Below are 14,940 nucleotides of genomic sequence, written 5' to 3'. Positions count from 1 at the left end.
TTGAGAAAACTATGCTTTAAGAAATCTATGTTTCAAAAAGTCTATGCTTTGACAGGCTACTGACCTTTATAATTCGCGTCACGCTTTTCCAAGAAGGCTTTCGCGCCTTCTTTTTGATCTTCGGTATCAAATAAAATTTGAAAGGCTTTACGCTCCAAAGCTAAGGCAGCTTGTAGCGGCATATCTACCCCAAGATTGGCGACTTCTTTAATTTGGGTTAAAGCAATAGGCGAATAACCTGCGAGTTGTTCAGCAATCTCGATGGCACGATTAATAGTCGCCTCATCTTCGACCACTTCAGAGACCAGCCCCATTTGATCCGCTGCCTCAGCGTTGATCATGTCGCCTGTTAGTATCAGCTTCATGGCTTTATGCTTGCCAATCACGCGAAACAAACGCTGCGTACCTCCTGCTCCAGGCATCAGTCCTATTTTGATTTCTGGTTGGCCAAACTTAGCAGACTTGCCAGCGACGATGATGTCGGCATGCATAGCAAGCTCACAGCCGCCGCCAAGCGCATAGCCATTGACCGCTGCAATAATCGGCTTGCGACAATTGGTGATGGCATCCCAATAACGCTCGCTGTGGCGTAAATACACATCGACTGTTTTGGTAGTTAGGAAATCATTAATATCAGCACCGGCCGCAAACACCTTATCACCACCCGTCAGCACGATAGCTTTGGTCTTTGGGTCATCGTTTAATTTGATGAAAATCTCTGCCATTTTTTCACGTAATTCAGTGTTCAAAGCATTGCGAACCTTGGGACGATTGAGTGTTATCAGGCTCACGCCATTGTCTAACGTTTCACAAATGATGATTTGCTCTTCCATGATGCTGTCCTTTAAGTAATGTCTTTAGGTAATGTCTTTAGGTAAACCGCCACCCTTAAAACAGACTAATAATTATGATTATTAATACCGCATAGCGATATTAAGTACCAATATATACTGTTTATTTTCTTTTGTGAAGAGTAAAAGCCAGTTAAATTGATAAATAAACAGACCGTTAATACCTCGTCTCTTTTATAAATACCGCATTGCGGTTTTTTAAACCAAAAGTATTGTAATCCAATAAATTATCGATTATGCTGTTTATTCAAATTAATTATGAAGCCCTCATCAATCAATATTAGACGTCATCTAAACAAGGAAGAATCACATGATTAGAGATAAGGAAGTACTCGACCATATCGTCCAAACCATTCGTCAATTTGTGAATAACCAACTGATCCCAAAAGAAGACTGGGTGGCAGAAAATGACCGTCTGCCAGAAGATATCATCAGTCAAATGCGTGAGTTGGGTCTATTTGGACTGACCATTCCCGAGGAGTACGGCGGGCTTGGCGTTACGATGGAAGAAGAGGTCACATTGGCATTTGAATTAGGGCGCACCTCACCTGCTTTTCGCTCATTAATAGGCACTAATAACGGTATTGGTTCCTCTGGCCTTGTCATCGATGGTACTGAAGCGCAAAAACAAAAATATCTACCAAGGCTCGCCAGTGGTGAAATCATCGGCTCATTTTGTTTGACCGAACCTGAGTCAGGCTCCGATGCGGCATCGCTGCGAACCACTGCAATCAAAGACGGCGATACTTACGTACTCAACGGCACTAAGCGTTATATCACCAATGCCCCTCAAGCCGGTATCTTTACCGTCATGGCACGCACTGATCCCGAAAACAAAAGGTCTGGTGGTATTTCAGCATTCATCGTTGAGAGCGATACTCCTGGTATTACGCTTGGTAAAATCGACAAAAAAATGGGTCAAAAAGGCGCACATACTTGTGATGTCATTTTTGATAACTGCGTCGTACCTGCTGATGCTTTGATTGGTGGTGTAGAAGGCGTAGGTTTTAAAACCGCCATGAAGGTTCTGGATAAAGGCCGCTTACATATCGCTGCAGCGAGTACAGGCGCAGCCACTCGCATGTTAGATGACGCGCTACGCTATGCCGTCGAGCGTAAACAATTTGGTCAACCCATTGCCAATTTTCAGCTGATTCAAGCGATGCTTGCTGACTCAAAAGCAGAGATTTATGCGGCCAAATCGATGGTATTAGATGCTTCACGCTTGCGCGATGATGGCAAAGATGTCGTTACCGAGTCGTCATGTGCCAAGATGTTTGCCACCGAAATGTGTGGCCGTGTTGCTGATAGAGCCGTGCAAATTCATGGCGGTGCTGGTTATATTGCCGATTATGGCATTGAACGTTTTTATCGTGATGTGCGCTTATATCGTTTGTATGAAGGCACGACCCAAATCCAGCAGATCATTATTGCCCGCAATATGATTAAAGAAGTTAGCGAGTAGTTGTCATTTATTTGAATGCTATTTATTTGATTATTAAAAGGTATTTACATGATCAAAGCATATCGAGGTATTTGCTAGGACGCAGATACCTGGTTTATGTCGCTGTTACCATAAAATTTCTTTCTCACAACAATAAGGATATAAATTGTGAAAAGTGCCGCTATAACGTCAAATCCAAGCTCAAATTCTACCCAAAAGCAACCTTGGAAATTGGCCTTCTTTTTTTGTTTTCTAGTACTGTTATGTGATGGGGCTGATATTGGGATTCTCGCCTTTACTCTGTCAAGTCTCAAGCAAGAATTTGGGTTGACCAATATACAAGCTGGCGCTTTGGGCAGTTGGTCATTATTTGGCATGGCAATCGGTGGATTTTTCGGTGGTTGGGCCTGTGATCGTTTTGGCCGAGTACGTGTTATCGTGATTGCGACAGCGATGTTCTCTGTATTATCTGGTTTCAGTGGCTTTGTACAGAGCTACGAGCAGTTTATAGCATTACGGTTCACTGCTTGTTTGGGTCTTGGCAGTTTATATATTGCCACTAACACCCTGATGTCTGAAATGGTACCTACCAAACATCGAACGACGGTACTCGCAGCGCTAATGACAGGTTTTACCTTGGGGTCTTTAGTGATCACGAGCATTTCAGCTTGGATTATTCCCGTCTATGGTTGGCGCACCTTATATCTCTTAACGTTCCTACCTATCATTCTCTCGATATCGATGTATTTTCTTATCCCTGAACCACAGTCTTGGAAAGAGGCTCGTGCCCTCAAACTTAGCGGCGCGAAAAATTCACTCACAAAACCTGAAAATCCTTATAAAGCCATATTTGAAAACCCCAAACATCGCATTATGTTCATTTTATGGTCGATGAGCTCAGGGCTTCTATTGTTTGGTTATTTTGGCGTAAGCAACTGGCTACCGTCTTATCTAGAAACTGAACTGGGTATCAAATTTAAGGAGATGGCCCTATATATGGCAGGTACTTACTTGACGATGATGTTTGCTAAAGTCGTGGCAGGTTTAGTGGCTGATAGAATTGGTCGAAAAATAGTATTTGCCTTCGGTACTATGGGCACAGCGCTATTCATTCCAGTGTTAGTCTATATGCATACCCCAGAAAACATCGGTTGGTTGATGATAACCTTTGGTTTCTTATATGGCATCCCTTATGCTATTAATGCCACCTACTTGACGGAAAGCTTTCCTACCGCTATTCGAGGTACGGCTATTGGCGGTGCGTTCAATATCGGACGACTGGGCTCAGTTATTGCACCGGTTGCCATTGGTTATATGGCCATGCAAAACTCTATTGGTGCAGGTTTGTTGCTTATGGCAGGCGCGTATTTCTTATGCGGCCTTATTCCAACGTTGTTCATCAAAGAGCAGCAATATGATCCACAAAAGGCGTGATACTATTAAATACATATATTCCGCATAGCGAAATCCCTTATATTTATAATAGCTATGTTAATAGTTTCAATGTACATTAATAGAATGTTATTAAAAGCAACAAATTACTATAGTCGATTCAATTTAAAAGTAGTACAAGGCAACCGAGTGTAGATGTATATTTGATACTTCAAGCGAGGTTAACGCTGTAATACTTTTATAGTGGAATGACTATATCAGCGTACGACTATTGGCTTATAAGGTACTAGGGCGTGTCTTCATTTCAAAAATGGTGATAAAAATGAGATAAATTGCCGTCAAACAAGAAAAATAGTGCAGATAATATCGGGATATTAACCAGCTATTTGACGATGTTTGGCAAGATTTAGCCATTTTTAGCCCATTTAGAGGACTATCGAGTGAATTGAAGACACGCCCTAAAAGTAGTGAATTTTATGCTATTTAAATTAACGTAATTGAGAGCAATAAATCTTATATGACAACTAATATCCTTGATGATGAAGACTCTAATAAATCAACACACATTGAGCTGTTAGAGCCGATTAGTGACATGAGAGATAAAAACGATAGGCAGTTTATTACCGCTTTGGCACGCGGCTTAGAGCTGCTGCGTTGTTTTACCCCGCAGCGTCCCTATTTGGGTAATCAAGACTTGAGTCAATTGACTGGCCTGCCTAAAGGGACGATCACGCGGCTGACTTATACCTTAGTCAAGTTAGGATATCTAAAGCAATCGACCAATAGTAGTAAATATCAGCTTTCTGCCGGTGTGTTAGGGTTTGGCTATACGATGATGGCGAATATCTCTATCAACAATTTAGTCACCCCCTATATGGAAGAACTGGCAGATTATGCCAATAGTGCGGTCGCTATGGCAACCCGTGACCGCCTGAGAATGGTGTATCTAAACGTCGTGCAAGGGTCTGGCACGACGACCATGCGACGTAATGTCGGCTCATACCTCCCCATTCATTTGAGTTCGATGGGACGCGCATGCTTAGCCAGTATGCCTGCTGCTGAGCAAGAATTTATCCTTGATGCTATTCGCAGTAAGTATAAAGATGATTGGTTAAAGATTAGACGCGGACTGGATAAAGCCTTTAGAGATTATGACGACTATGGGTATTGCTTCTCGATTAGTGAATGGCAAAAAGACGTCAACGCTGTCGCTACCGCCATCATGCACCCGACTGAGGGCTTACTGACTTTTAATTGCGGCGCACCAAGTTTTGTTCTTAGTCGTACTAAACTAGAAGAAGACATTGCCCCTCGGTTGCTTCATATGAAGAATAATATCGAAAGTAATATTTACATCAGCTAAAGTAGATGACCCATTAACGTGGCAAAAATTGAAGACTCAATCGTACTACTGTCGTTCATTATCCAAAGTTAATCAAATAAAAACCCCTTTAAATTTTAAGATTTAAAGGGGTTTTTTAATGGGTAATCGATAAGCTTAAAATATTAGGGTCTGTTGAACATTCAAATATTTAGTCAGATAACAATACATGCTTGCTCTTTTGGTAAGCGGACAGACCGCCCCCACCTAACTCACGACCGATGCCGCTTTGCTTAAAGCCGCCCCACCCTGACTCAGGCAGCACGATTTGTTGTTCATTGATCCAAACATGACCCGCTTCAATCTGTAATGCCATCGACAATGCGACCTTTTCATCAGTACTGACAATGGTCGCTGCCAACGCATATTTGCTGTCGTTGGCCAAACTAATGGCTTCTGCATCGTCTTTGAAGGTTTTGCTAACCAATACTGGTCCGAACACTTCTTCGAGCCACAATTGGCTGGTTTCAGGAACATCGATATAAATAGTGGGCGCGGCAAAATACCCTTGACTAGCTGATATTTCTCCACCAGTCAGGCAAGTAAGGTTTTCGGCAGTCGCAATATCACAGTATTTTTTTACTTGCTTAAGCTGCTGCTCGCTGACCATTGGACCCATTTGAGTGACTGTATCAAAACCATCACCAACTTGCAGGCTTGCGGTTTTTACTTTCAACGCTTCAAATAAAGTCGGTGCGATATCTTCATGAACAAGCAATCTAGAGGTCGCTGAACATATTTGACCAGCATTGGTAAATACACCGCCAATGATAAGGTCACAAGCGTAATCGATATCGGCATCCGCGCGCACCACAATAGCAGACTTGCCACCAAGCTCAAGACTGATGTCTTTGATGCTCTTTGCCGCTTGGGTCATTACCTTTTCACCCACCACATTACTACCAGTAAAAGAGACTTTATCAATCAGCGGATGACTGGTCATGGCAGCACCAACTTCGGCAGCACCGAGCAAAATATTAACCACGCCTTTTGGCAGCTCGATACTAGACAATATATTGCCCAGCATCAATTCTGGCAATAAGGTCACCTCAGAAGGCTTTAATACCACTGTACAGCCTGCTGCTAGCGCTGGCGCCAACTTCCAAGAGGTCGTCACCATTGGAAAATTCCAAGGTACAATCAATGCACACACGCCAACGGGCGCAAAAGTCTTTAGCAGACGAATGCCAGATTCATTCGTGGATACTTCCGACCACGTCTCTTGATCTGTTATCAGATTGGCATAATAGCGATAACAAGCGATAGCATCACCGACGTCTATTTTTGCCTCTTCGATGGGCTTACCGTTGTTTAAAACAGACAGTCCCACTAATTTTTCAAATTGCTGCTCCATAGCGTCAGCAATCGCATGCAAATAATGCGCACGCACGCTTACTGAGGTTTGCGACCAATTTACATAGGCAGCAGAGGCAGCATTGACCGCTGTTTCTACATGGGCACTGGTACATAAGCGTGTCGATGCTAACACCTCACCAGTATTTGGGTCATATAGATTCTGCATATCAGTGTCTTCGCTATCAACCGATGATGCTTCGATGGCAGTCCATTTACCATTGATATAGGCCGCATTTAATACCACTTCATTTTGCATTGTCTCTTTTGCAATTTGTCTGGTTATATCAGTAGCATTTGTCGTTTCCATGATGGTATGTCCTCTCTCATTGTTTATTCATAGCGTATTTATTGATAATGATTACGGGTGATTGACGCTACTGCCTACCTACGCTGTCATTGTCATCAATCACCCGCCAAAAATCACTGTCGTTTACCCTATCCTACCTTTGTCACGGGGTCTTCTGATTAATACAGGAGATGCGCTACTGAGGTAATAATCACTAGGCTAATCAAAGTACGAAGGATGAAAATCATGAACAGCTCTAGAACATTAAGCTTAATGTTTGACTTCAAAATCAGCGCACCCACTTCAGACATATAAATAATCTGCGTAATAGAGCATGCCCCAACGATGAATCGTGTCATTTCACTCTCAATACTCTTACCGACCAACGCTGGTAAGTACATATCAGCAAAGCCCATAATCATGGCAGGCGCCGCTTCTGCCGCTTCTGGAATTTGTAACAGTTCAAGCAAAGGCACGAGGGGCGCAGATATCCAGTTAAATACTGGCGTGTACTCTGCCAGCCCTAGACCAATGGTGCCAATAGCAAAAATAACAGGAATCAGACCAAAGTAAATATCAAATAAATTCTTTAGGCTGTGTTTGAACACACTTGCCAGACTTGGCATAGAATACGCACGCGTCACAGCACGATTTAGCGCCCACTGCGGCATACTATACTGAGTAGGAATCTCTTCATCTAGCATACATTTGCCAGAATGATAGGTGTCCGCTTTCAGTGATAATGGCGGGATGCGTGGCATGATAATGGCTGCTATAAAACCAGTCAACGCGATGGTCAGATAAAAGAAGACAAAGTTGTTGTCTACGCCAATTGTTTTCGCTACGACATAAGTAAAAGCGATTGAAGTTACCGAAAAAGTTGTGGCAATAACCGCCGCTTCACGCTGGCTATAATAACTTTTGTCATACTCTTGCATGGTCACTAGCAAGCCGATAGAGGCCGCGCCAAACCAAGAAGACATCGCATCTACCGCTGAGCGTCCGGGTAGTTTAAATAGTTTGATAAAGACTTTGCTGGCTAACGTTCCCAAAAACTCCATCAAACCAAAATCTGTTAAGAACGGCAAGGATAAGATAGCGAAGAAAAATAAAGGAATCAAAATCGGAATCAAATCTTCAAAAATAACGCCGCCGGTATTACGGTTAATAATAAACTCGGGGCCTACTTGTAAAAATATCATCCAGATAAATACTGCGCCCAAAAAACGGGCACCAAACCACAGCCACTCAACATCGAAGAGCTTCTTTATCATAGAGTCTTCGTGCAAGGTAGGTCGTAACAGCTTGACCGCGAGTGCGCCAACAAAAGAGATGGTAACAATCGCCAGTGCTACGTAAGCCACATAACCGCCTATCCAGCCTTGTAGTGCATCGGTCAATACTCCCAATAAAATAGTAACCTTGCCATCCCATTGAAAGGGAATGATAAATAGCGCGATACCAAGGACTGAAAATAAAAGAAATTTCCACAATGACGCTCGCCATTGCTCGCCCTGTGGTGTTTTTGGATCGACAGCATTATTACCTAAGACTGGCTGCTGTGACTTACTGATATGACTCGTCATTTAATTCCTCCATGATAGGCGACGACCGCCAATTTTTCCATTTTGCTGTCTGACCAATGCCTGGGTTTAGCGAATTGGTTGGATCTAGTTTTTTATAAAAATTATGTAGTGCAGATTTTGCGGTATAGACATGTCCCACGTTGTGCTCAGCAGGGTACTCTATACGACGTCGATCATAAAACGCCAATAGCTCATCCTTGAATTTTTTTGCATCCACTTCAGGGTATAACAGATAGTCTTGATGCATGACATGACAGAAAAAATGCCCCAGATAAAAGGTTTTACTTACCTGCTTTTGCAAGTCAGTAGGTAGCACCTCATCCCAATCTACGGCATTTCTTGGTAAGGCAATATCAGTCGCTAATAGCTCGCCAAACTTTGTGTGGTTAAGATTGTGATAACGAAACATGGCAGCGGTTGCCGCACTGCGGAACACCAATAATGCTTGGGATTCTTCAGCTGTACAAAGATGTACGACGCCTTGATGCTGCTGCATATGGGACTGTAGAAATGCTTGAGCAGCGGCAACATGCTGATTACTAGCCTTAGCACTGTCATTATCATTATCATCGTCACTATCACTATCACTATCACTGTCACTGTCACTGGCATTCGCGACTTTTATGATCAAATGATAACGGTACGAAAGCGCTTGCGTGCTTAAAGGCGCAGGCAATGATGGCGGCATAAAGGTCGATACCATTTGTAGCACCCGATCTGGTAAAGTCTGAGGCAGTCGCCATTTATCCAAATAATAGCCAATCTTGGCTTGTAACCGATACAACGCGCCTATCTTACTGGCTGGCAGTTTGCGCATACTTAAACAAGTATCGCGGCCATAGCGCATGGTTATATCGTTATAGTCTTTGTGCATGTATTCTGCCAAAACAGGCAGGTTCAGCTCGCTTTTTAACCACTGCTGCCTGAGTGTGGTCAAGGTATCAGCGTCATTGGTAGAGATATAGAATGTTTGCTCTTGCGCTGGTTTGGCAAATGTCGCGACTCGAACCGCAAAGACGATAACTTTGCCTGCTGAACCAGAGGCTTCATACAATCCGTTAGGATCATTGTTAAATCTGGCAGGTGTGTCTGCCTCGCAATCGCGCACTTTGTGTTGATAATGCTGGTTTGTACAGGACTTACTGTTGGCACTATCTGGATTTTTATTGAACGTGCCAGCTTGTAGGTTACCAAGCATCTCTTCTGGATCTACACCTAAATCAATGCCTAAGTGATTGATTAATTCAAACTCACCTATAGCATTACGTTTGGCAAATAGCGACATCTCGGTATACGCCGGACCACGCTGCACCAACATACCGCCAGAGCTGTTGCAAATACCACCAATCACCGAAGCACCAACACAACTAGAGCCCAGCACTGAATGCGGCTCACGCCCCAAAGGTGCAAGCTTGTATTCTAATTGCTGAAGGGTCGCCGCTGGCAAGGCAACAAGCTCTGCTGCGTCATTGAGCAGATGAACACCGCCCAATAGTTGCGTAGAAATAACGATGACTGGTCGATCATACTTCCCATACGGCGTGGAGCCACCGGTCAGCCCTGTGTTAGCAGCCTGAGCGATAATGATCACATCAGATGCTGCACAGAGGTTAATGACGCGCCATAGTGCCACAAGAGAATGTGGGGTCACCACTGCCAAGATAGCATCTGTGATAGCAGCAATCGCCCCTTGTATATACGACTGCTGCTGACTCGGCTTGGTCAATACATTGGGCGCGCCAGCAACGGCTGCTAAGTCTGCTAACAAACTCGCCTGCGACGCATTCCAACTATTAGACGAGTGGTTAGAATTTAGCATTGCAGACATTTTTCCTTGAGTGACTAGCCTTTAGTACCGTTAAGTCACAGTTAAGTCATTACCATCAGCTAAAACAGATAAAGTCCTTGCCTATCTCAGTCAGAAAATCATCGGCTTCATCAACTTCATAAATGAAAGGCTGCTTGCCGTTGATATCCTTTTGCAAGGCGTCTAGCAGTTGCTGCTTATCGGTAATTCGGCGATATCCGGCACCAAATCCTGCGGCTAATGGCTCAAAATGTGGCGTCTTAATATTGACCCCAATCAGTGGTAGACCACCCTCCTCCATATAACGACGAATCTCGCCATAGCCTTGGTTGTTCCACAGCAGCACAATCAATGGTAGCTCAAGCTCGGCAGCGCAGATGAGTTCTGCAATCGTAAACTGAATACCACCATCGCCAATAAGACTAATGACGGGAAGGTTTGAGCCAATCATGGCACCAATAGCAGCGGGTAAGCCATAACCTAACGTGCCAAACCCAGTCGACGAGTTAAACCATTTTCGGGTTGCCAGTGCTTCAAAACCAAGATTGCCACTATAGACAGGCTGCGTTGAATCTCCAACAAAAATGACGTCTTTTACTTCATCTCGAATCAGCTGAAGTAGTGCATTTTGACCCGCAAAATCTGGTGTCATTTCTGCTAACAATGCCTGTTTTGCCTCGGCGACTCGTGACACCGCTTTATGATTTAACGCTTGGTTTTCTAGACGTGTGCAAAGGCCACTTACAGCCATTTGCGCATCGGATAATACGGCGATATCCGCTCTAAAAGGACGCTGCAATTGCTGAGCATCGCAGTCGATACGAATCAGCTTACCGTTGATTTTAAACTCGCCATTAAAAAACACATCATAATCAGTCTCACCAAGCTCAGTACCAATCGCCAATACCAAATCGGCTTCAGTAATAACGGCTCGACCTGCTGCTAATGATTGATTGCTGCCCAAACTTAACGGATGAGCGGGTGGTAGCAAACCTTTGGCATTGATGGTCAAAAATGTCGGTGCATCGATCAGCTCTGCCAGTTTTTGCGCATCTTGATTGACATCGACGCAGCCACCACCATAGAGCAATACTGGGTTTTCTGCGGTTTTGAGAGACTCGATAATTAAATCAAGCTGTGCAGGATTGGGCAGCGGTCTCATTACTCGAGGCAACGTTGAACTATTTGCATCAGTTTGGCTGGTTGCCGGACTATTCAAGTAAGGCGTTAAATCAGGCGGCTTGGCGACATGACTGGCATCAGCGGTGATCACATCGATTGGTAGCTGGATATGCACTGGCCCCGGACGCGCACCATTAAATAAAGCGAAGGCTTCTGCGATGACTTTGGGTAGCGACTCAGGCTTCCAGATTGTTTTGCTCGTAAGCGCAACTTTACTGACCATACCTTGCTGATCATGCAATTCATGCAAGTGCCCTTCACCGCTGCCCGTATCTGCCACTTTATTGACACTAGAGATCACCAGCATCGGTATAGAATCCGCCAATGCTTGTGCCATGGCAGTCATGATATTGGTCATACCAGGGCCGGTGATGATAAAGCAAACGCCAATCTTGCCCGAAGCGCGGTAATAGCCGTCAGCCATAAACCCAGCGCCTTGCTCGTGACGCGGCGTCACATGGCGGATATTGGTGTTTGGCAGACCACGATATAGCTCGACCGTATGCACACCGGGTATGCCAAATACGGTCTCTACGCCATAGTATTCTAACCACTGTACCAACAGCTCACCGCATGTCAGAGATGGGGTTGCAGGAAATGAAGAAGACGCTTGCGTCAATTGGGTCATGAGTCAGTTATCCTAAAAAATGTAATAAGTATTAAGTTAAGCTTTTTATATTGGCTAGCTGTTTGTTTTAAATAGTTATTAAATGCTACAAATCACAATTCATGGTGCCGTAACCAATCATCAATCATGATATTTAAGCGTTTGCCTGAAAAACTGGGAAAATGACCACCGTGTACAACACGCACAGGCAGTGCATTTAAACGGCGCATACTCTTGGCATAATCGGACATGTTGCTGTGCCAAGTATCTTCGATCAATGGGCCGTCATAAATAAGATCACCAGAAATCAGAGTCTCGCTAGCTGATTCCCACAAGGCAATACCACCTGGGGAGTGACCGGGTGTATGAATCACTTCAAATTGACGATTGCCCAAATCAATCATGTCACCGTCTTCAAGTTGCATTATTTTCGCTGGTGCAGCAATTTTATAGCCGCAATGAGCATAAGGCTCAGGAGGCAGTGCATCAAACATCTCATCGTTGACGAACATATCAGCTAAAGTACGTGCGTTATCTGGCTCAGCGAGAATATGTGCTTCAGCAGAATGTACGTGACAGCAGTCAAATTCACTTGCCGCGCCAATATGATCAAAATGAGTATGACTGGCAACACCAACGATATCGCGATCAGCAAGCAAAGCAACGTGGCGGCGCAATGGTACAGCCCCTAATCCAAAATCGACTAATAAATCGCGCTGACTTCCTCGCACGTGCCATAGATTACAGCGAAAAAACGGCTTGATCCACGGCTCATCGATGAGCGTAATGCCATCGCTAAGTGTTGTTGTTCGATACCAGTTTTCTGGTTTGATACGTGGTGATGACTGTTCACTCATGAGTTCGCTCCACTAAAGGCATGAGTATCTTTAAGAACACGCAAGTCTTTAAGATAGTCTTGGTGTGTGCGACTCTCATCAATGCAAGCGAGATCAATATCTACTATCAAGGTGCCAGCCGCTAAGCCAAGTCGGCCGAGCACCTCACCATCCGGACCAGCGACGATACTATTCCCACAGTAATGAAGCGTTTCTTCTACACCTGATCGGTTAATACAAGCAACAAAGCATTGATTGTCCATTGCTCGAGCGCGTATTTGTAGCACCTGCCGCTCTGCATTTGGCAACATATTTGCCGTCGGTGACAGTATGATTTCTGCACCTGCTTGTGCCAGCTCTCTTGCCACTTCTGGAAACTCATTGTCATAGCAAATCATCAATCCTAATTTTCCGAATCGAGTATCAACCACACAAGATTGCTTACCTGCGACAAAGAACTTATTTTCGCGGCCCCATAAATGCCGCTTATGATAAGTGGCAAGGTGCTGACCGTTATCATCTAACAATACGGCAGAATTGCTAAACTCACCATCAGCACCCTGCTCAGCAAAGCCAAATAGCAAGTGCAAATTATATTTATCAGCAAGCGTGGCTACTTCGGTCACGATTGAGCCATCAGCAGGTTCCGCTAGGCTATCAAGCCGCTCAAAGATGTTGTAGCCTGTGAATGCCAGCTCTGGCAGTGCCAATAAGTCTACTTTGGCTTCTGCTGCTAGGCGACATAATGACTCCAATGCTTTTAAGTTAGCAGCATGTTCAGCCCATAAAGGATTTGTTTGAGCAATCATCAATCTCATAATGAAGGCTCCTTTTGAGCGGAAGTGATGGCATCACTAGGACGAGTAAATAAAGTAGCACCTAACCAGTAAAGTCCGCCAGTGATGATAAAGACAGGTAACGAGGCACCAAAAGAAGGAGGAGAGATCAAAGTCCAGTAAGCTGCAAGAGCAGCACCAATTAAATAAGCCGCGATAGCAATCTTTGCCGTAGGACGGCCCAATTGTTTAGTAGAATCAAGCAGTTTTGCCGTATAACCTTCTTGACCCACAAGGTAATAATCAACAATCATGACTGAGAATGCTGGGATGAACAATGCACCAACGATTAACAAGAAGTTTTGGAACTGATCTAAAATACCAGGAATCAGTGCACCAAAAATAGTGACTAAGCCAATGATAAGTGCAGGTTTCCAAAAGCTCATGTTAGGCGCTATGTTCATGCATGATAGCGTTGCGCTATAGACTGCCATCACATTGGTTGTCATGACTGAGAAGAAAATAACCAGTGCAGCTGGTAAACCAAAACCGAATTCAGCAAGCAAACGAGTCGGATCGTAAGTCTGCTCCATGCCATTTAGGATAGAAAGCCCTGAAATTGTCGCACCCAAACCCATCGCAACGATAGCAGCCACGATATAACCAAAATAAGTACCCCATACTGCAATTTTTGAGGTCTTGCAATTGCGATTGTAATCGGCTGCCGAAGACATCCAAGAAAATGCAGTGGCGATGACAATATCAAAAGCGATACCTAACGTAATACCATTACGCGACTCAACTGGCATCTCAAATAGCGTAGAAACATCATAGTGCTGATTTAACTGATATAGCACCACGACCGTAAGACCTGCCATTGCTAATGCTGCCCAGCGCTCGACAAGTTCAATACCAAGGTGACCACGTAATACAATCAACACCACGACTGTCTCGCACAGGATGACAAATAGTGGCAGATTGCTGTAGCCTGTTGTGGCTTCAACGGCATAGTTAAGGCTCATGCCAGCGAGCAAAGCCTGAATACAGCTCCACGCGATGAGCACGCCCATGTTTACCAATGAAATTAACTGACTACCCAATGGCCCATAAGCTCTACGTGTGAGCGCCATCGATGGTAAACCAGTGCGCTGACCCATTAGACCAACTAAGAGTAACGGAATGGCACCGATCAATGAGCCGATCAGTACCGTCGTTATAGCAGTAGTAAACCGCAAATCAGGTACCAACAGCATCCCAGTTAAAATAGTCGTGACGACTATATTGGCACCAAACCACAGCGCAAACGTACCAATCGAACCTAAACTGTGTCCAGCCTCATTTGGAGAGAGCGTATCTTGACCAAAAAATGAAGAGGGTTTGCTCATTGCGGTCTTCCTTAACCAAATTATATTAATACCAGCAACTCAAATACACTG

General features: G+C 44.3%; 11 protein-coding genes. 3 read left to right on the top strand and 8 right to left on the bottom strand.

The genetic code is table 11. From position 1 onward, the window contains the following. Positions 1–56 precede the first annotated feature (56 nt). A complete protein-coding gene (locus ACMFL8_RS05435; RefSeq protein ID WP_413190295.1) occupies positions 57–833 on the bottom strand; it encodes an enoyl-CoA hydratase in 777 nt (258 codons plus the stop codon). Positions 834–1,161: 328 nt separating this feature from the next. On the opposite strand from ACMFL8_RS05435, the gene ACMFL8_RS05430 reads away from it, so the two are divergent. The 3 genes from ACMFL8_RS05430 to ACMFL8_RS05420 all read left to right on the top strand — a co-directional run bounded on the left by ACMFL8_RS05430 (position 1,162) and on the right by ACMFL8_RS05420 (position 5,050). Further along, positions 1,162–2,316 (top strand): acyl-CoA dehydrogenase family protein, encoded by a 1,155-nt coding sequence (locus ACMFL8_RS05430; RefSeq protein ID WP_010199721.1) that lies wholly within the window; start codon positions 1,162–1,164, stop codon positions 2,314–2,316. Positions 2,317–2,463: 147 nt separating this feature from the next. Next, positions 2,464–3,729: an MFS transporter gene (locus ACMFL8_RS05425; protein WP_210540698.1), complete on the top strand. Its 1,266-nt coding sequence runs from the start codon at positions 2,464–2,466 to the stop codon at positions 3,727–3,729. Between the two features lie 475 nt (positions 3,730–4,204). Continuing rightward, positions 4,205–5,050 (top strand): IclR family transcriptional regulator, encoded by an 846-nt coding sequence (locus tag ACMFL8_RS05420; RefSeq protein WP_010199717.1) that lies wholly within the window; start codon positions 4,205–4,207, stop codon positions 5,048–5,050. 169 nt (positions 5,051–5,219) lie between these two features. On the opposite strand, the gene ACMFL8_RS05415 is transcribed toward ACMFL8_RS05420, so the two are convergent. The 7 genes from ACMFL8_RS05415 to ACMFL8_RS05385 all read right to left on the bottom strand — a co-directional run bounded on the left by ACMFL8_RS05415 (position 5,220) and on the right by ACMFL8_RS05385 (position 14,889). After that, positions 5,220–6,731, bottom strand: a complete 1,512-nt coding sequence (locus tag ACMFL8_RS05415; protein ID WP_413190294.1) for an aldehyde dehydrogenase family protein — start codon at positions 6,729–6,731, stop codon at positions 5,220–5,222. Between the two features lie 158 nt (positions 6,732–6,889). Next, positions 6,890–8,296: a YjiH family protein gene (locus ACMFL8_RS05410; protein ID WP_413190293.1), complete on the bottom strand. Its 1,407-nt coding sequence runs from the start codon at positions 8,294–8,296 to the stop codon at positions 6,890–6,892. Further along, positions 8,277–10,115: a D-lactate dehydrogenase gene (gene dld, locus ACMFL8_RS05405; protein ID WP_413190292.1), complete on the bottom strand. Its 1,839-nt coding sequence runs from the start codon at positions 10,113–10,115 to the stop codon at positions 8,277–8,279. The genes ACMFL8_RS05410 and dld overlap by 20 nt, the downstream gene beginning before the upstream one ends. A gap of 64 nt (positions 10,116–10,179) precedes the next feature. Further along, the gene (locus tag ACMFL8_RS05400) at positions 10,180–11,913 is read right to left on the bottom strand and encodes a 5-guanidino-2-oxopentanoate decarboxylase (RefSeq protein WP_413190291.1); all 1,734 of its coding nucleotides are present in this window, start codon (positions 11,911–11,913) and stop codon (positions 10,180–10,182) included. Between the two features lie 92 nt (positions 11,914–12,005). Continuing rightward, positions 12,006–12,749 carry an MBL fold metallo-hydrolase gene (locus ACMFL8_RS05395; protein ID WP_413190290.1) on the bottom strand — a complete coding sequence of 248 codons (744 nt, stop codon included), beginning with the start codon at positions 12,747–12,749 and terminating at the stop codon, positions 12,006–12,008. Continuing rightward, a complete protein-coding gene (locus ACMFL8_RS05390; protein WP_413190289.1) occupies positions 12,746–13,546 on the bottom strand; it encodes a carbon-nitrogen hydrolase family protein in 801 nt (266 codons plus the stop codon). The genes ACMFL8_RS05395 and ACMFL8_RS05390 overlap by 4 nt, the downstream gene beginning before the upstream one ends. Further along, a complete protein-coding gene (locus ACMFL8_RS05385; RefSeq protein WP_194619987.1) occupies positions 13,543–14,889 on the bottom strand; it encodes a purine-cytosine permease family protein in 1,347 nt (448 codons plus the stop codon). Before ACMFL8_RS05385 ends, ACMFL8_RS05390 begins: the two co-directional genes overlap by 4 nt. Positions 14,890–14,940: the final 51 nt, after the last annotated feature.

The organism is Psychrobacter sp. AT9 (assembly GCF_047272965.1).
Taxonomy (GTDB): Bacteria; Pseudomonadota; Gammaproteobacteria; order Pseudomonadales; family Moraxellaceae; genus Psychrobacter; species Psychrobacter glaciei.
The sequence above is the reverse complement of the archived record's forward strand: the minus strand, read 5'-3'. Positions and strand labels throughout refer to the sequence as shown.